The sequence below is a fragment of the Streptomyces ochraceiscleroticus genome (assembly GCF_000720485.1).
In the GTDB taxonomy this organism is placed as follows: Bacteria; Actinomycetota; Actinomycetes; order Streptomycetales; family Streptomycetaceae; genus Streptomyces; species Streptomyces ochraceiscleroticus.
Map to the genome: position 1 here is coordinate 46,716 of NZ_JOAX01000032.1, position 17,906 is coordinate 64,621.

The window sequence follows — 17,906 nt, forward strand, 5'->3', positions numbered from 1 at the left end:
GGCAGGCCGAAGCGGTCGCAAGTGCCGGCCGTGTGGCGCCCGGTCCGTCCGCCGGGCGCGTCATCCGCCCAGCGTCAACCGCTGTTTGGGGCCGTCCGTGCGGCCCGCCGGCGGGATGCGGCTGCCTGCCCGGTACGGCGTGGGCCAGGGCGCACCGGGGCCGGAATACCCCTGTTCCGCGGCGGCGTGCAGGGTCCAGTTCGGGTCGTAGAGATGCGGCCGGGCCAGCGCGCACAGGTCGGCGCGCCCCGCGAGAATCAGCGAATTGACGTCGTCCCAGGAGGAGATGGCGCCGACCGCGACCACCGGGATTCGCACCGCGTTGCGGATGCGATCGGCGAACGGCGTCTGGTACGAGCGTCCGAACGCGGGCTGCTCGTCAGCGACCACCTGCCCCGTGGAGACGTCGATCGCGTCGGCTCCGTGCGCGGCGAAGGCCCGCGCGATCTCCACCGCGTCCTCGACGGTGGTGCCGCCCGCCGCCCAGTCGGTGGCGGAGATCCGCACCGTCATGGGCCGCCCGGCCGGCCAGACGGCGCGTACCGCGTCGAAGACCTCCAGCGGGAAGCGCAGCCGCGCGGCGAGGTCGCCACCGTAGGCGTCGGTGCGGTGGTTGGTGAGCGGTGAGAGGAAGCCGGAGAGCAGATAGCCGTGTGCGCAGTGCAGTTCGAGCAGGTCGAAGCCGGCGCGCGCGGCACGCTCGGCGGCGCGGACGAAGTCCTCGCGCACGCCGGCCAGCTCCTCGGCGGTGAGCGCGTGCGGTACCTGGTTGACGCCCTCCCGGTACGGAAGCGCGGAGGCGGCCACGAGCGGCCAGTTGCCCTCCGGCAGCGGCTGGTCGATGCCCTCCCACATCAGGCGGGTCGAGCCTTTGCGGCCCGAGTGGCCGAGCTGGACGCCGATCGCGGTGCCGGGCGCGCCGGCGTGCACGAAGTCGGTGACCCGGCGCCAGGCGGCCTCGTGCTCCGGCGCGTACAACCCCGTGCACGCGGGCGTAATGCGGCCCTGCCGGCTGACGCAGACCATCTCCGTCATCACCAGGCCGGCACCGCCGAGGGCGCGGGCGCCGAGGTGGACGAGGTGGAAGTCGCCCGGCGTGCCGTCGGCGTCGGCGCTGTACATGTCCATCGGGGAGACCACGACGCGGTTGCGCAGGGTGAGTCCGGCGAGCCGGAAGGGCGTGAACATCGGCGGCGTGCCGGGCGCCACGCCGGCCTCCTCCTCGACCGCGGCGACGAAGCGGGGGTCGCGCAGCCGGAGATTGCCGTGGGTGACCCGGCGGCTGCGGGTGAGCAGGTTGAAGGCGAAGCGGCGGGGCGGCTGGTCGACGTACTGCGCGAGGTTCTCGAACCACTCCAGGCTGGCGCGCGCCGCCCGCTGGGTGGACTCGACGACGGGCCGGCGCTCAGCCTCGTACGCGGCGAGCGCGTCCGGGAGTACCGCGTGCTCCTGGAGGCAGGCGGCGAGCGCGAGCGCGTCCTCCACGGCGAGCTTGGTGCCGGAACCGATGGAGAAGTGCGCGGTGTGCGCGGCGTCACCGAGCAGCACGATGTTGCCGTGCGACCAGCGCGCGTTCGTGACCGTACGGAAGGCTGTCCAGGCGGAGTTGTTGCCCTGCAGCGGACGGCCGCCCAGCGCGTCCGCGAAAATCTTGGCGCACTGCTCGACGGACTCCTCCACCGGACAGGCGTCCCAGCCGGCCCGCCGCCAGACGTCCTCGTGCGCCTCGACGATGACGGTGCTCGCCCGCTCCCCGTAGGGGTAACCGTGCAACTGCAGCACCCCGTGCGCCGTCTCGGCGATGTCGAAGCGGAAGGCGTCGAAGGCGAGATCGGCGGAGAGCCAGATGTAGCGGCAGCGGTGCGTGGTCAGGTGCGGGCGGAAGATCTCGGCCTGCGCGCCGCGGGTGGTGCTGTGCACACCGTCGGCGGCGATCACCAGATCGTGGTCGCGGGCGAGGACGGCGGCGGGCGGCGCCTCGGTACGGAAGCGCAGCCGTACACCGAGCGCGCGGCAGCGCTCGTGCAGCAACTGGAGGAGGCGGCGGCGCCCGATGGCGGCGAAGCCGTGGCCGCCGGAGGTGAGGGTGCGGCCGCGGTGGGCGATGTCGATGGCGTCCCAGCGCACGTACTCGCGGCGCAGCGCCTCGTGGACGACCGGGTCGGCCTGTTCGATGCCGCCCAGGGTCTCGTCCGAGAGGACCACGCCGAAGCCGAAGGTGTCGTCGGGCGCGTTGCGCTCCCAGACGGTGACCTCGCGGGCCGGATCCAGGCGCTTGAGCAGCACCGCCGCGTACAGGCCGCCGGGACCGCCCCCGATGACGGCCACCCGGCCGCCCGGCAGCGCCCCGCCCCCGGGGCTCATTTCCCCTGCCACTTCGGGCTGCGCTTGGCGGTGAACGCCGCGTGGAACTCCGCGTAGTCGGAGCTGTTCATCAGCAGCGCCTGGGTCGCCGCGTCCATCTCGACGGCCGCCGCGAGCGGCATGTCCAGCTCGGCGGTGAGCAGCGCCTTGGTCTGGGCGTGGGCGAGCGCGGGGCCGGCCGCGAGCCGGCGGGCCAGCGCGGCGGCCGCCTCGTGCGCCGTGCCCTCCTCGGCCAGCTCGCTGATGAGCCCGATCCGCTCGGCTTCGGGGGCGCGCACGGCCTCCCCCAGCATCAGCAGCCGGGTGGCGTGCCCGAGGCCGACGACGCGGGGCAGCAGATAGGCCGCGCCCATGTCGCCGCCGGAGAGCCCGACCTTGGTGAAGAGGAAGGCGAAGCGCGCCGAGGGATCGGCGACCCGGAAGTCGGCGGCGAGCGCGAGGACGGCGCCGGCCCCCGCGGCCACGCCGTGCACGGCCGCGATCACCGGGAACGGGCATTCCCGCAGCGCCCGTACGACCTGACCGGTCATCCGGTTGAAGTCCAGCAACTGACCGGTGTCCATCTCCAGCGTGGCGCCGATGATCTCGTCGACGTCGCCGCCGGAGCAGAAGCCGCGGCCCTCGCCGCCGAGGACCAGGGCGCGTACGGCACGTTCGCGGGAGAGTTCGGCGAGCAGGTCGCGGAGGTCGGCGTAGGCGCCGAAGGTGAGGGAGTTGAGGGTGTCCGGGCGCGCGAGGGTGACGGTGGCGACCCCGTCCTCCCTGGTCACGCGGAGGTGTTCCCATGCGTCGGTGGCGTGCGCGGAACCTGTGAACGGGCTCATGGGCGTCGTGCCCCCTTCAGCCGGAGGGCTGGTGCCTGGCGGTATCCGCCGGTATCCGGCGTTACCCGTCCCGGGAAGTTATCACGCAAGCGTGACCGCCGTCACGAGTACGCGATAAGGCAACCGCCGGTCCGTTCCGGCGTCGCTACGGCCGGTGACGAGCCGTTCGCAGCGGATATTCGTACCTTTATAGGAGGACATCACGCCCAACATCACGTCCCCGTGAACGGAAACGGATCTTGTCGGAGCCAGCCGCCCCGCCGTCCTGGCGGATCACGCTGCCGCACACCACTGCCGCGGTACCGATCGCGCGCGCCCTGATCCGGATGGCGTTCACGGACATGCGGGTGGCCGGGGACAGCGACACGGCCGAGCTGCTCACCGGCGAGCTGGTGGCCAACGCCGTCGAGCACACCCCCGGAGACAAGCCGATCGAGCTGGTCATCGAGCTGCTGCCGAGCGGCCACCAGCACGTCGAGGTACACGACAACGACCCGGCGCCGGTCCAGGGGCTGGGCGAGGACTCGCCCCCGGAGGTGGATCTGCTGGACGAGGGCGGCCGGGGGCTGCTGCTGATCCGCACCCTCAGCGCGGACTCCGGCTACCGGCCGACCGAACAGGGGAAGGCGGTGTGGTTCCGGCTTCCGGCGGAGCCATCGGCTTGAGGTGGGGGTTGTCCACAGGGCCTGAAGCGGAGGTTGTCCACAGGGGCTGAGGCTTGTCGGTCAGCGGCGGTACGGTCGGGAGAGTGCGGTGGAGGTGGGGGAGGGGCCTTGCCGCCGGTGGTTGGGGAGAGGGAGGGGCCCTTGCCAGGGACAGTTCACCCCTTCGGCGTCACGTCCACCAAGGATTTCGACCCAGCGTCCCCCAGCCGCGAATGCCGCCGCCCGTACACCGCGTACACCAGCGCGCCGACCACCAAAAACGCGGCGAACTGCAGCCAGGTGGCCGGGCCCGTGCCGTAGATCAGGTACAGGCAGAACGCGATCCCGAGCAGCGGGCTGAGCGGGAAGAGCGGCACCCGGAATCGGCGCGGCAGCCCGGGGCGGGTGCGGCGCAGCCGCATGACGCAGACGTTGACCACGGCCATGACCGCGAGGGTCCCGATGGTGGTCAGATTCATGACCACGTCCAGCGGCACCACCGCGGCCGGCACCGCGAAGACGACCGCGACGATCCAGGTGCCCCGGACCGGCGTCGACGTCTTCGGCGAGATCCGTTCGAACACCCGCGGGATCAGCCCGTCCCGGGACATGGACATCAGGATGCGGGTCTGGCCGTACATCACCGCGAGGACGACCGACGCGATGGCCACCACCGCGCCGAAGGCGATGATCCCGCCGCCCAGCGCCGAGCCGGTGACCCGGTCGACGATCAGGGAGAGCGCGGCGGGCTTGTCGGCGACGTCGTCGGCGGAGAGCGCGCCGATCGCGGCGAGCGCGACCAGGCAGTACAGCACGGTGACCACGCCGATGCAGATCAGGATCGCTGCGGGGATGTTCCGCCGCGGATTCCTGACCTCCTCGCCCGCCGTGGTGACCGCGTCGAAGCCGATGTACGAGAAGAACGCGACCGAGGCGCCGGAGGTGATGCCGGCGGCGCCCTGCGCGGCGAAGGGCGAGAGGTTGCCGTCCTTGAAGGCAGTGAAGGCGATCACGCAGAAGAGGATCAGTACGCCGATCTTCAGGACGGCCATCGCGGCGGTGGCGCGGGCGCTCTCCCGGATGCCGCGCACGAGGAGCGTGGCGGCGAGCAGCATGACGACGACGGCGGGGACGTTGACGATGCCGCCGTCGCCGGGCGGCGCGGACAGCGCGGCGGGCAACTGCCGCCCGACCAGGCTGTCCAGCAGCTCGTTGAGGTACTGGCCCCAGCCCACCGCGACCGCCGAGACGGACACGCCGTACTCCAGCAGCAGGCACCAGCCGACGAGGAAGGCGGTGCGCTCGCCGAGCGTGGCGTACGCGTAGGAGTACGAGCTGCCGGAGACCGGGATCGCGCCGCCCAGCTCGGCGAACGAGAACGCGGTGAAGACGCAGGTCAGGGCGGCCAGAACGAAGGAGACGACGACGGCGGGGCCGGCCTCGGCGACGGTGTCCGACAGGCCCACGAAGATGCCCGTACCGACGATCGCGCCGACGCCGAAGCACACGAGCTGGAAGAGACCCATGGTGCGCTTGAGGCCGTGGCCTTCGAGATCCGCGCCGGATTCGGCGACGAGCAGGTCGGGGGACTTGATGCGCAGTCCGGACGCGGACATGGGGTGGTTCTCTTCCTGGTGGTGCGACGTGCCCGGCGGGGGTGGGCGGGCACGGAGAAGGGGACGGGCTGGTGAGCCCGTCCCCCTGAGTTCGGTTCGATGGTAACCGAAATGGTGCATGATCGCCCATTGAGGCGTATTTGTATGCGCTCTTCGCTGCGGTCTTCGCTGCGTTTTTCGCTGCCGTCAGCGGCCGAGCGTCGCGACCATGACCGCCTTGATCGTGTGCATCCGGTTCTCCGCCTCGTCGAAGACGACCGAGTGCGCCGACTCGAAGACCTCGTCGGTGACCTCCAGCGACTCCAGCCCGTGCCGGGCGTAGATCTCGCGGCCGACGGCCGTGCCGAGGTCGTGGAAGGCCGGCAGGCAGTGCAGGAACTTCACGTTCTCCTCGCCCGTGGCGCGCAGCACGTCCATCGTCACGGCGTACGGGCTCAGCAGCGCGATCCGCTCGTCCCAGACCTCCTTCGGCTCGCCCATCGACACCCAGATGTCGGTGGCGACGAAGTCCGCGCCGCGCACGCCTTCAGTGACGTCCTCGGTGAGGGTCAGCCGAGCGCCGCTCTGCTCCGCGAGCTTCCGGGCACTCGCGATCACCGACTCCTCGGGCCACAGCTTCTTCGGCGCCACGATGCGCACGTCCATGCCGAGCAGGGCGCCGGTGACCAGGTAGGAGTTGCCCATGTTGTACCGGGCGTCGCCGAGGTAGGCGAAGGTCAGCTCCTCCAGGGGGCGGCCAGGGCTGTGCTCGATCATGGTGAGCACGTCGGCGAGCATCTGGGTGGGGTGCCACTCGTCGGTCAGGCCGTTGTAGACCGGCACGCCGGCGTGCGCGGCCAGCTCCTCGACGTTCGTCTGGGCGCTGCCGCGGTACTCGATCCCGTCGAACATCCGGCCGAGCACGCGGGCGGTGTCCTTCACGGACTCCTTGTGCCCGATCTGCGAGCCGGAGGGGTCCAGGTACGTGGTGTGGGCGCCCTGGTCGGCGGCCGCGACCTCGAAGGAGCAGCGGGTACGGGTGGAGGTCTTCTCGAAGATCAGGGCGATGTTGCGGCCCTTGAGCCGCTGCTCCTCGGTGCCCGCGCGCTTCGCGGCCTTCAGCTCCGCCGCGAGGTCGATCAGGTGGCGGAACTCCTCGGCGGTGAAGTCCAGCTCCTTGAGGAAATGGCGGCCCGTGAGGTCAATCGCCATGGCAGGCTCCTAGGTCGCGGTGAACGGGGTCGGGTACGTACGGCCTTGCGGTCGTATCGGGTACGGCCTTGCGGTCGAATTATGGAAGTGTATACGACGCCGCGTATTCCTATACAACGAGCCATTGGTCACGCGCCTGGCCCGCCCGCGGTCTCACCCGAGCCCGTCGCGCTCCACCGGGCAGCTCATGCAGCGCGGCCCGCCGCGGCCCCTCCCCAGCTCGCTCCCCGGGATCGTGATCACCTCGATCCCGCGCTTCCGCAGAAACGTGTTGGTCGTGACGTTCCGCTCGTACGCCACCACCACGCCCGGCTCCACGGCCAGCACATTGCAGCCGTCGTCCCACTGCTCGCGCTCCGCGGCGTGCACGTCCTGCGTCGCGGTCAGCACCCGCACGCCGTCCAGGCCGAGCGCCGCCGCGATCGCCCGGTGCATGTGCTCCGGCGGGTGATCGGTGACCTTCAGCTCCTGCTCGCTGGCGCCCGGCTCGATCGTGTACGAGCGCAGCATCCCGAGCCCCGCGTACTGAGTGAACGTATCGCCGTCCACCATGGTCATCACCGTGTCCAGGTGCATGAAGGCCCGCCGCTTGGGCATGTCCAGCGCCACGATCGTCTGCGCGGATCCGGCCGCGAACAGCCCGCGGGCCAGCATCTCCACCGCCTGCGGCGTGGTCCGCTCGCTCATCCCGATCAGCACCGCGCCATTGCCGATCACCAGCACGTCGCCGCCCTCGATCGTGGACGGGTACGCCGCCTGGCCCTCGGACCACACGTGGAAACGTTCGTGCGTGAAGAGCGGGTGGTACCGGTAGATCGCCTCGTAATGGACCGTCTCGCGCTGCCGTGCGGGCCAGCGCATCGCGTTCACCGACACCCCGTCGTACACCCACGCCGAGGTGTCCCGCGCGAAGAGGTGGTTCGGCAGCGGCGGCAGCAGGAAGTCGTCCAGCTCCATCACGTGGAACCGCACCGACGTCGGCTCGGGGTTGCGCTCCAGGAACTCCCGCTTGGTCATCCCGCCGATCAGCGCCTCGACCAGCTCCGCCAGCGGCAGTTCCTCGAACGCGGCCCGGAGATGGTCGGTGGCCAGCGGCCCGTACTCCTTCTCGTCGAAGACCCGGTCCAGGACCAGCGCCCGCGCCTCGGGGATGCGCAGGCTCTCCGCCAGCAGGTCCCCGAAGAGGTGTACCTCGACGCCACGGTCGCGCAGGGTGTCGGCGAAGGCGTCGTGCTCGGCCCGCGCGCGCCGCACCCACAGCACGTCGTCGAAGAGCAGCGCGTCCTTGTTGGACGGGGTGAGCCGCTTCAGCTCCAGGTCGGGACGGTGCAGGATGACCCGGCGGAGGTGACCGACCTCTGAGTCGACATGGAATCCCATCCCTCCATCCTGGCCGGATTCGACGATGATCACTCGATATCGGGGAAGGTGGGTGCGGCGCGGCCCCTGGGGGCAAGGGCCGCACCGCGCAGCCCTCCATCGATCAGCCCAGCCGGCTCCGTACTGGCACCGGCGATCAGCTCAGCCGGCGCCGTACCGGTACCGGCGATCAGCTCAGCTGGCTCTGCACCTGCGAGGAGATGATCTCCAGGTGGTCCAGGTCGTCGAGGTCCAGCAGCTGGAGGTAGAAGCGGGAGGCCCCGGCCTCCGCGTACCGGCCGATCTTGTCGACCACCTCGGCCGGCGAACCCGCCAGGCCGTTCGCCTTCAGCTCCGCCACGTCCCGCCCGATGGCCGCGGCGCGGCGCGCCACCTCGGCGTCGTCCTTGCCCACGCAGGCGACCAGCGCGTTGGAGTACACCAGGTCGTCGCCCTTGCGGCCGACCGCCTCGGCCGCCGCCCGCACCCGGCCGAACTGCCGCCGGGTGTCCTCGAGGGAGGCGAAGGGGATGTTGAACTCGTCGGCGTACCGCGCGGCCAGCCGCGGCGTACGCGTCGCACCGTGCCCGCCGACCAGCACCGGCACCTTGCGCTGCGCGGGCTTCGGCAGCGCCGGGGACTTCTCGAGCTGGTAGTACGTCCCGTCGTACGAGAACTCCTCGCCGACCGGCGTCTCCCACAGTCCCGTGACGATCGCGAGCTGCTCCTCCAGCCGCGCGAACTTCTCCTTGGGGAACGGGATGCCGTACGCCTTGTGCTCCTCCTCGAACCAGCCCGCGCCCAGGCCCAGCTCGACCCGGCCGCCGGACATCTGGTCCACCTGGGCGACCTGGATGGCGAGCACGCCGGGCAGCCGGAACGTACCGGCGGTCATCAGCGTGCCGAGGCGGATGCGCTTCGTCTCGCGGGCGAGACCGGCGAGCGTGATCCAGGCGTCGGTGGGCCCGGGCAGCCCGTCCACCGTGCCCATCCGCAGATAATGATCCGACCGGAAGAACGCGTCGAAGCCGAGGTCCTCGGTGGCCTTGGCGACGGTGAGAAGGGTGTCGTAGTCGGCGCCTTGCTGAGGCTCGGTGAAAATTCGCAGATCCATCCCCCCATCTTCCCCCTCCCCTCCCCTCACCCCCCGCACCACCACCCACCAACAATGCGCCCAGGTGTGGGCAAGCGGCTGCTCGTCAGGCCAGGTCGCGGTCGTGGGGGCGGTCGCGGACGAGGAGTTGCTTCAGGATCGCGGCGGCTCGGTCGCGGGACTCGTCGGCGGCGTCCATCGCCTCCACGCAGGTCCAGTACAGCCCGTCCTCCTCCGCCGCGCAGACGACGCTCACCAGTGCCTCGCACACCTCGGCCAGCAGGCCACACAGGTCCGTCAACGCGACCTTGCTGTCCTGGACTTCGGACAGCTGGGCCGCCCTGGGGCCGTACGATCTCGGTACCGGACACAGCACCGCTGCGCCCGACCGGCCTCCTGCCTCGCCCAGTCTCCGCGCCTTGGCCCGCACCTCGAACGGTCCCGATATCGCCAGGAGGCTGCCGACCGCCTCCGCCAGGGCCTGCGCCTGCCACGCCTCTATGACGATGTCCTGGACCGTCCGCGCCTGGGCCAGACCGTGCCGACTGGCCGCGATGATTCGCACCGCATCCATGCACGACCCCTTCCCTCGCCCTCGTCCACTGCCTTGCGCACACCTGCCACTACCCAGAGTGAACTGGAACCGCCGAAAGCGCTAGAGTAATTCGCAAATCTGTGGACAACTAAGGCGAGTTTGCGAGATCCATCACTCCGGAGAGTGACGGCTGGGTCGATTCGCGGGGAATCGTTCCTCATTGCGCTCGATCTTCGCGGCGAGCGCGGCCGCCGCGTCGATGCCCAGGACGCCGCAGAACTGGAGCAAGTACGCCAGCACATCCGCCACTTCGTCCTCGACCCGCGCCGCGGACGCCGGGTCGGTCATGATCTTGGCGGACTGCTCCGGAGTCAGCCACTGGAAAATCTCGACCAGTTCGGCCGCCTCGACGCTGAGCGCCGCGGCGAGGTTCTTCGGCGTGTGGTACTGCTCCCAGTCGCGGGCCGCCGCGAAGTCGGCCAGCCGGCGCTGCAAGGTCTGAAGATCTTCACTCATGCCCCCAGGTGTAGCACCCCGACCTCCGGCAGCCGGCCGGCGGCCGACGGGTCCGTCACCGTCCCCAGCAGCCGGACGTGGCCGCGCGCCGCCATCCGTACGGCCAGCGCGAACAGCTCGGCCGACTGCCGCCGGTCCAGGCAGCGGTCCAGCCCGTCCACCACCACGGTCAGCACCTGACGGGCCGGCAGCACCTCGGCCACCGGGTCGACGGCCAGCACGCCGGGACCGGTCAGCAGCACCAGCGCCAGCGCGAGATAGCGCAGCTCGCCGTCGCCCAGCCAGTCCACGGGCAGCGCCCCGCGCGCGCCGCCCCGCTCCAGCACGGCCCGGACGGCCAGCACGTCGCCCGCCCGGACCGCGTCCCGTCGCACGCCGGGCTCCGCGCGGAGACCCGTTACCGGGCCCGGGCAGCCGGCGCGTACCGCGTCGACGAGCGCCGCGTGGCGGGTGGCGCACTCCCGGCTGGTGCGCTCCAGTACGGCGGCGAGATTGCCGCAGTCCGGCCGCAGCCGCGGGCCTTCGGGGGCGTGCGCACCACCCGCCGCGGAGGTCCCACCCGCCTCCGTGACGAGGCCGGCGCCCCTTGCCACCGCACGCACCGCCTCGGGGCGCGGGTCGCAGAGGAAGGAGGAGCGCAGGGCGATCAGGGTCTGTTCGGCGGCGGCCAGCACCAAGCGCTGGCCCGCCGTCGTGCCCGCGACGCGCAGCGGCAGCAGTGCGGTGCCCAGCCGGTCGTCGGGGAGCGGCGCGCGGGTGACGGGCGTGGCCCCGGCGGTGTGCCACGCGGCCTGTACCGTGCGGCGGCCGGGGTCGGTGAGCGCGGTGGTGAACAGCGTCCGCCCACCGCCGGTGAGCCGTTCGCCGGCGATCCGCAGCTCCGGTTCCGTCTGCACGGCGACGTCGAGGCGCGTCGGGCCGGCCGGTCCGTCGACCGTGCAGCCGAGGCGGAAGCCGCGCCGCCCCTGCGCGTCCGGCGTGGCCCGCTCCGGTACGCAGGCCGCGGCGCCGCCCGGTACCGCGGCGAGCGCTTGGTCCAGCGGCTCGCCGGCGCCGAGCCGGACGAGCAGCCCGTACGCCTGGAGCGCGCTCGACTTGCCGCTGCCGCTCGGGCCGGCGAACAGCGTGAGGGGGCCGAGCGGGTACGTCGCGCCGCGGTGCGACTTGAAGGCGGACAGGCGCAGCTCGGTGACGAGGGGGCGGGGCGGCCCGCTCGCCTCAGCGGGGAGGGGCTGCCCGCTCGGCTCCGCGTCCGCGGCGCCCACAGCCGTGGCTGTGGGCGCGGTCGCCGGTGTCGCGTCGTCCGTACGGCTCCAGGGGTCCATGCCGGGAACGCTAGAGAGCCGGATCGCCGGAGAACCGTTACGCCGGACGGCCGTTCCTACGAATGGGGGACGCCGGCGCTGCGCCTACGGGCGCGGCGCCGCTCCCGCCCGTGGTTCCTCGACCTCCGTGCCGATCGGCGCGAGCAGGAAGACGTTGGTGTCGACGCGGTGCATGCCGCTGCCGATGCCGAAGACGACGCCGCTGGAGAAGTCGAGGATGCGCTTGGCCACATCCGTGTCGGCGCTGCTCAGGTCGAGCAGCACGGGCACTTGGGCCATGAGGTGTTCGGCGACCTCGCGGGCGTCGGCGAAGGTCTGGACGCGGATGACGATGAACCGCCGGGACGCCTCGCTCGGTTCGTCGTCGGGAAGGGCCCGGTGGTCGGGCCACGAGGGCCACTCGCGGCCGCCGCGCAGCGGGACGACCTCAGCGAGGCCCTCCCACTGTTCGTCGGTGGCGTCGGGGCGGGTCACCGGATCACCTCGCTCGCAAGGGCGCTGGGCAGCTGCGGTATCTGCATCGAGCAATTCTAGGGATATACATACAAACCTGACGGGGCATGACACGCGTTCGGCGTCACCCGTTGCCCCCATCCTGCACCATGACGCCTGGCCAGCGCATACTCTGCGACATTTGTCCGACCCTTGCGGACCGGAAAGGACCGATCCTGAACACCCCCCTCGCGGAGGCGCTCTCCGCGGCACTGCTCGTCCTCGTGCTCGTCTGCGCGGTCGTACGGCCGTTCCGCCTGCCGGAGGCGGCCGTCGCGGTACCGGCCGCCGGCGTCGTCCTCGCGACCGGCGCGATCCCACTGGCGCACGCCCGTGAGGAGGCCGCGCGGCTCGGCCCCGTGATCGGCTTCCTCGCGGCCGTACTGGTACTGGCCCGGCTGTGCGCCGACGAAGGGCTCTTCGAGGCGTGCGGCGCCTGGATGGCGCGGGCGGCGGCGGGCAGCCCCCGGCGGCTGCTGGCCGCCGTCTTCGGCCTCGCCTCGGCGATCACCGCGGTACTGAGCCTGGACGCCACCGTCGTACTGCTCACCCCGGTCGTCTTCGCGACGGCGGCCAGGCTGGGCGCCCGCGCGCGCCCGCATGTGTACGCCTGCACGCACCTCTCGAACACCGCCTCCCTCCTTCTCCCGGTCTCCAACCTCACGAACCTGCTCGCGTTCACGGCCAGCGGGCTGAGCTTCACCCGGTTCGCCGCGCTGATGGTGCTGCCGTGGCTGGTCGCGATCGGCAGCGAGTACGTGGTCTTCCGCCGTTACTTCGCCGCCGACCTGGACGCGGAGACGCCGCCTGCGGCTGCCGCCGAGCCGCCGGACGTACCGCTGTTCGCGCTGGTCACCGTCGTCTGCACGCTGGCCGGTTTCGTGCTCGCCTCCGCGCTCGGTATCGACCCGGCGTGGGCGGCGGCGGCCGGCGCGCTGGTACTCGCGGCCCGCACGCTCGCCCGCCGCCGCACGACCGTCCGCGCCGTCCTGGGCTCGCTCTCGCTGCCGTTCCTCGCCTTCGTGCTGTCGCTCGGCATCGTGGTGCGCGCGGTGGTCGACAACGGGCTCGCCGACGGGCTCGGCCGGCTGGTCCCCGACGGCACGTCGCTGCCCGCGCTGCTCGGCGTCGCCGCGCTGGCCGCCGTACTGGCGAATGTGATCAACAATCTGCCCGCGGTACTCGTCCTGATCCCGCTCACCGCGCCGGGCGGCCCCGGCGCGGTGCTCGCGGTCCTGCTCGGCGTCAACATCGGCCCGAACCTCACCTACGCCGGTTCCCTGGCCACGCTCCTGTGGCGGCGCATCCTGCACGCGCACGACACCGATGTGGTGCTCAAGGACTTCACCCGGCTCGGCCTGATCACGGTGCCCGCCGCACTGTCCCTGGCGGTGGTCGCCCTGTGGGGCGCGCTGCGCGTCATCGGGGCCTGAGCCCACGCGCCGGCCCGGTGTTCGGCGACGGCGACATCGTGGCGGCCGCGTTCGGCGCCGAAGGCGCAACAGCCGGCGCGGTACGCCCTGGAAGGGGACGACGCGTAGGACCGGTGCCGGGCATGTGCCCGTCGCGGGCAGGGTATGGACAGGCTGTTGTCATGGCGTTGTCATGGACGCTCACCGCACATTGACATGGACGCTTAATGTGACTTGCCGTCAGCACGCCGGACCACGCGCCGGCCGCTGTCCCGCCGCCCCCCGAGGAGTCCGATGAGATCGAGAACGCGCCTCGCCACCAGCGTCATAGCCACGGCGGCGGCCGCTCTGGTCGCCGCCACCCTGCCCGCCACCGCCACCGCCCGGCCGGCCCCCGACCGCGCCGAAGCCGTTCGCAGCGCTGATGCCGCGCTCGCCTCGCATGCCACCCAGCTCGCCGTCACCGCCGGCCAGGACACCTCCGTACGCGACGTCGTCATCGACTCCGACGGCAGCCGGCACGTCCGCTACGACCGGACCTTCGGCGGCATTCCCGTCCTCGGCGGCGACCTGGTCGTCCACCTCTCCCCCGACGGCAGTTACCACGGCGCCTCCCGGGCCACCCGCAGCGACCTCGCCGTCCCCACCGTCAAGCCCCTGATCAGCGCGACGAAGGCCGCGGGGCTGGGTACCGAAGCACTGCGCGCCGCCAACTCCGGTACCGCGCTGAGCAAGGTCACCGCCAAGCCACTGCTGGTCATCGACGCGCTGCACGGCGCGCCGCAGCTCGCCTGGCGCACCACCGCCGCCGGCCGGGACGACCGGGGCAACCCCGCGGCCCACGTCGTGCTCACCAACGCCCGTACCGGCAAGGCGATCGACTCCTGGGACCGGCTGAAGACCGTGACCGGCGACGGCAAGTCGCTGTACGGCGGGACCGTGCCGCTGGAGACCACCCAGTCCGGCAGCGCGTACCAGCTCAAGGACGCCACCCGCGGCGGGACTTACACCGGGGACGCGCAGAACAAGACGGACTCCTGCATCCTCGGCATCTGCTGGGGGCGCGCCCCCGCCGCCCTCTTCACCGACGCCGACAACCACTGGGGCAGCGGCACCACCGCCGACCGCGCCTCGGCCGCAGTGGACGCCCAGTACGGTACGGACACCACCTGGGACTACTACAAGAACGTGCACGGCAGGAACGGCATCGCCGGGGACGGCAAGGGCTCCTACAACCGCGTGCACTACGGCAGCGGCTACAACAACGCCTTCTGGGACGACAGCTGCTTCTGCATGACGTACGGGGACGGCGACGGCAAGGTCTTCGGTCCGCTGGTCGCGCTCGACGTCGCCGGGCACGAGATGTCGCACGGTGTCACCGCCGCGACCGCGAACCTGACGTACAGCGGCGAGTCCGGCGGCCTGAACGAGGCGACCTCCGACATCTTCGGCACGCTCGTGGAGTTCTACGCGAAGAACGCGAGCGACCCCGGTGACTACCTCATCGGCGAGAAGATCGTCCGCCCGGACTTCGGGCAGGCCGCGCTGCGCTACATGGACAAGCCGTCCAAGGACACCAAGTCGGCGGACTGCTGGAACTCCAAGGTGAAGGACCTCGACGTGCACTACTCGTCCGGGGTCGCCAACCACTTCGCCTACCTGCTCGCCGAGGGCAGCGGCCAGAAGGTCATCGGCGGGGTCACCCACAACTCGCCCACCTGCAACGGCAGTACGGTGCAGGGCATCGGCAAGGACAAGCTCGGCAAGATCTGGTACCGGGCGCTGACGGTCTACATGACGTCCGGGACCAACTACGCCGCGGCCCGCACGGCCACGCTGAACGCGGCGAAGGACCTGTACGGCGCGGGCAGCGCCGAGCAGAACGCGGTGGCGGCGGCCTGGTCGGCGGTCTCCGTCGGCTGACGCACCGTCACTCGCGCCGTCGCACAGGACGGTCCGTACCGGCCGGGCGCCCGCGCCGCCCGGCCGGTACGGTCGCCGGCCCGGCCGGTACGGTTGCCGACCATGGCCGAAAGCACCCTGTGGACCCTGTCGATCGCCGCGGTGACCGGCGGCACCGCCGTACTGGCGAGCTGGGTCACCAGCCGCGGCAGCACCCGCGCCGCACGCATCCAGGCCGAGACCGCCGCCGACTCCCAGCGCCGGGAACGCCTCCGGGAGAGCCGCCGCACCGCCTACCTGGACCTGATCGAACAGACGCACAGGATGGGCGAGTTGTTCTGGGAGGTCTCGGACCTGCTGCGGCAGCCGGCCGCCGACGGGAGCACGGCGGCTCTGCGGCAGCTCAGCGAGCGGCAGACGGCGGAGTACGCGAAGCTCCGCCGCTGTGCGCGGGTCGTGGAGCTGGAGGGGCCGCTGCCCGCGGCCGCCGCGGCGCTCAGGGTCCAGAAGTCGACGGGCGACTTCCACTCCGCGATCAAGCAGGCGCTGGCGGCCGGCCCCGGCGGGCAGGAATGGGCCGCCGCCGAGGAGCGGTTCGACGCCGCGTACTCCCCTTTCTGGGCCGCGCTGGAGGCGTTCGTGGACACCGCGCGCGACGCCCACCAGGGGAAATGAACCCGGGACGTCAGCGGCGGTGCGCCTGGGAGGGCAGCTTGCCGTACCGGGCCTGATAGGCGGCAGCGAAGCGGCCCAGGTGCGTGAAGCCCCAGCGGCCGGCGACCTCGGTGACCGAGACGCCCGGCCCGGCGGCGACCAGGTCGCGGTGGGCGCGCTCCAGCCGCAGCCGGCGCAGATAGGCCATCGGCGTGGTCTCCAGGTGCTGCCGGAAGCCGGCCTGCAGAGAGCGCGGCGCGACCCCGGCGACCCGCGCCAGCTCCAGCACGGTGAAGGGGCGCGCGGGGTCGGCCTGCATGGCGTCCACGGCACGCTTGACCGGGCGCGGGCAGGTACGGGTGGCCGGGTCGGCCAGCTCCTCGCGGTACTGGTGCGGGGTGGCGTACAGCATCGTGGTGAGCAGCGCGTCCGCGAGCCCGGCAGCCACCGGGGCATGGGTCAGGAGGCCGGTCGGCGCGGCCAGTTCGGTGGCGAGGCCGCGGGCCAGGGAGACGAGGGTGAGCCCCCGGCCGTGGTAGGGGTCCAGGCCGCCGGGGAAGTGCAGCGGCCGCACGGAGTGTTCGAGGTGCTCCTCCAGCGCGCTCTCCACCGCCTGCCGGTCGAAGCCCAGGGCCAGTACCTCGGTCGTGGCGTCCAGTTCGCCGGTGAGGGCGCCGGTCGGCTCGAAGACCGGGACCCGGCCGTCGGAGGCGGTGGCCCGGAACACCTCACCGCGGTGGGACTGCACCACCTGTCCGCTGCGCGGCACGTTGATGTGGTACGCGACGCCCAGCCCCTCGCTCCGGCTGAGGACGTCGGTGCCGTAGGTCGCGGTGGCGAAGGTGACGGGGCCCAGCCGCAGCGCGCTCATGGCGAAGCCGAAGTCGGCGGGGTCGGTGAGGGGGTTCAGCACCACCGGATAGGACAGCGTGTCGGCGATCCAGGCGCGGGCACGCTCGATGTCAGTGGTGCGGAAGGTGCGCATGCCGCACTGCGCCCGTCGTTCCGTGCCGCGGCCGCGCTCCCCCGGCATCGCCGCCCCCGTCCCTCGGATCGTCCCTCGCCCGGCGCAGTGAGCAGCCGACTGCGCTTGGTGTCCACATGCTACGCAAAATGGATATCGGCGGGCTCCCCGCAGGCATTGACTGTCCGAATGGAGGCATTTCCGCTGTCGCGCGTCGCCATGGACGCGGCAGATCCGACCACCCCTTGCCTGTCGCACCGTCCGAGTCGCCCGGCGCCGGAGCGCGAGCGGCTGCTGACCCGTGCGCTGCTGGATCTGGCCTCGCCCGAGGACCGGGAGCCGGCCGCGCACGCCGCTTCCCTGATCGAATACGTCCGGCTGCTGGGCGGCGAGCCGGCCCCGGACGCGGTGGCCGTGCTGGCCGGCCGGCCACCGGTCACCGCCGCTTCGAGCCCCCGGGCCGAGCTGCTGCGGGAGCTGGAGGAGCGGCTGGGCGAGGGCCCGGTACGGGACACGCTGGCCGGTGCGGCGGCGGAGGAGATACCGCTGGAGGACCCGGCGGCCGCCCGCTGGCCGCGGCTCGCGGCACGGGCGCGGGAGTTGGGAGTCCTCCTGGTCAGCACGGTACCGCTGAGCGATGTGGCGTACGGAGAGGACTCCGGCGGTATGCGGCCGGCGGCCCCGCTGGGCGCGCTGGTGCTGTACCACGACGTGGCCACTCCATGGCCGAGGGAGCGGTCGGCGCCGGTGCCGGCGCTCGCCGGCGCCGCGGCGCTGCACCTGCGGCACCGGCGCACCCGTGACCACGCCCGGCAGCTCGAGCAGGCGCTGCGCAGCCGGATCGTCATCGAGCAGGCCAAGGGGGTGCTCGCCGAGCGGTTCGGCTGCCCGACGGACGGGGCGTTCGCGGAGCTGCGCCGGTACGCCCGTGCGCACCAACGCAACCTCCACGACCTGGCGCGCTCCGTCGTGGACGGCACGGCGCCGCCGCCGTTCCGCAAGGAAGCCCGCTAGC

At 72.2% G+C, this 17,906-nt stretch carries 16 protein-coding genes; 5 read left to right on the forward strand and 11 right to left on the reverse strand.

The window, feature by feature from the left end; translation table 11 throughout:
• Positions 1 to 60: 60 nt before the first annotated feature.
• On the reverse strand, positions 61 to 2,364 hold the full coding sequence (locus tag IG84_RS0131670; RefSeq protein WP_031064794.1) for a bifunctional salicylyl-CoA 5-hydroxylase/oxidoreductase: 2,304 nt from the start codon (positions 2,362 to 2,364) through the stop codon (positions 61 to 63).
• Positions 2,361 to 3,188, reverse strand: a complete 828-nt coding sequence (locus IG84_RS0131675) for an enoyl-CoA hydratase family protein (protein ID WP_031064799.1) — start codon at positions 3,186 to 3,188, stop codon at positions 2,361 to 2,363. Before IG84_RS0131675 ends, IG84_RS0131670 begins: the two co-directional genes overlap by 4 nt.
• 239 nt (positions 3,189 to 3,427) lie before the next feature.
• Between IG84_RS0131675 and IG84_RS0131680 the strand changes: the two genes are divergently transcribed.
• Positions 3,428 to 3,853, forward strand: coding sequence for an ATP-binding protein (locus IG84_RS0131680; protein WP_245659670.1), 426 nt, complete (start codon positions 3,428 to 3,430; stop codon positions 3,851 to 3,853).
• Between the two features lie 155 nt (positions 3,854 to 4,008).
• Here the strand turns inward: IG84_RS0131680 and IG84_RS0131685 are convergent, their stop codons facing one another.
• The 8 genes from IG84_RS0131685 to IG84_RS0131720 all read right to left on the reverse strand — a co-directional run bounded on the left by IG84_RS0131685 (position 4,009) and on the right by IG84_RS0131720 (position 11,941).
• The gene (locus IG84_RS0131685; protein WP_031064805.1) at positions 4,009 to 5,448 is read right to left on the reverse strand and encodes an amino acid permease; all 1,440 of its coding nucleotides are present in this window, start codon (positions 5,446 to 5,448) and stop codon (positions 4,009 to 4,011) included.
• 186 nt (positions 5,449 to 5,634) lie between these two features.
• Positions 5,635 to 6,639, reverse strand: a complete 1,005-nt coding sequence (argF, locus tag IG84_RS0131690; protein WP_031064807.1) for an ornithine carbamoyltransferase — start codon at positions 6,637 to 6,639, stop codon at positions 5,635 to 5,637.
• A gap of 153 nt (positions 6,640 to 6,792) precedes the next feature.
• Positions 6,793 to 8,019, reverse strand: a complete 1,227-nt coding sequence (locus tag IG84_RS0131695) for an arginine deiminase (RefSeq protein ID WP_031064812.1) — start codon at positions 8,017 to 8,019, stop codon at positions 6,793 to 6,795.
• Positions 8,020 to 8,188: 169 nt separating this feature from the next.
• Complete coding sequence (locus IG84_RS0131700) at positions 8,189 to 9,112, reverse strand: LLM class F420-dependent oxidoreductase (RefSeq protein WP_031064815.1); 924 nt, start codon at positions 9,110 to 9,112, stop codon at positions 8,189 to 8,191.
• An 85-nt stretch (positions 9,113 to 9,197) separates the two neighbouring features.
• The gene (locus IG84_RS0131705) at positions 9,198 to 9,665 is read right to left on the reverse strand and encodes a DUF6099 family protein (protein ID WP_031064817.1); all 468 of its coding nucleotides are present in this window, start codon (positions 9,663 to 9,665) and stop codon (positions 9,198 to 9,200) included.
• Positions 9,666 to 9,797: 132 nt separating this feature from the next.
• The gene (locus IG84_RS0131710) at positions 9,798 to 10,142 is read right to left on the reverse strand and encodes a nucleotide pyrophosphohydrolase (RefSeq protein WP_031064819.1); all 345 of its coding nucleotides are present in this window, start codon (positions 10,140 to 10,142) and stop codon (positions 9,798 to 9,800) included.
• On the reverse strand, positions 10,139 to 11,467 hold the full coding sequence (locus IG84_RS0131715) for an AAA family ATPase (RefSeq protein WP_245659671.1): 1,329 nt from the start codon (positions 11,465 to 11,467) through the stop codon (positions 10,139 to 10,141). Before IG84_RS0131715 ends, IG84_RS0131710 begins: the two co-directional genes overlap by 4 nt.
• An 84-nt stretch (positions 11,468 to 11,551) precedes the next feature.
• Positions 11,552 to 11,941: a cell division protein SepF gene (locus IG84_RS0131720; protein ID WP_031064825.1), complete on the reverse strand. Its 390-nt coding sequence runs from the start codon at positions 11,939 to 11,941 to the stop codon at positions 11,552 to 11,554.
• Between the two features lie 194 nt (positions 11,942 to 12,135).
• Between IG84_RS0131720 and IG84_RS0131725 the strand changes: the two genes are divergently transcribed.
• From IG84_RS0131725 to IG84_RS0131735, 3 genes are all read left to right on the forward strand, one after another.
• Positions 12,136 to 13,392, forward strand: coding sequence for an SLC13 family permease (locus IG84_RS0131725; RefSeq protein WP_031064828.1), 1,257 nt, complete (start codon positions 12,136 to 12,138; stop codon positions 13,390 to 13,392).
• Between the two features lie 273 nt (positions 13,393 to 13,665).
• Entirely contained in the window at positions 13,666 to 15,294 is a 1,629-nt protein-coding gene (locus IG84_RS0131730) for a M4 family metallopeptidase (protein ID WP_031064831.1), read from the forward strand.
• A gap of 102 nt (positions 15,295 to 15,396) precedes the next feature.
• Positions 15,397 to 15,948, forward strand: coding sequence for a hypothetical protein (locus IG84_RS0131735; RefSeq protein WP_031064834.1), 552 nt, complete (start codon positions 15,397 to 15,399; stop codon positions 15,946 to 15,948).
• 10 nt (positions 15,949 to 15,958) lie between these two features.
• Here the strand turns inward: IG84_RS0131735 and IG84_RS0131740 are convergent, their stop codons facing one another.
• Complete coding sequence (locus tag IG84_RS0131740; RefSeq protein WP_078649628.1) at positions 15,959 to 16,960, reverse strand: AraC family transcriptional regulator; 1,002 nt, start codon at positions 16,958 to 16,960, stop codon at positions 15,959 to 15,961.
• 120 nt (positions 16,961 to 17,080) lie between these two features.
• Between IG84_RS0131740 and IG84_RS42705 the strand changes: the two genes are divergently transcribed.
• Complete coding sequence (locus IG84_RS42705; protein WP_051862679.1) at positions 17,081 to 17,905, forward strand: ANTAR domain-containing protein; 825 nt, start codon at positions 17,081 to 17,083, stop codon at positions 17,903 to 17,905.
• The last annotated feature ends 1 nt before the right edge of the window (position 17,906 follow it).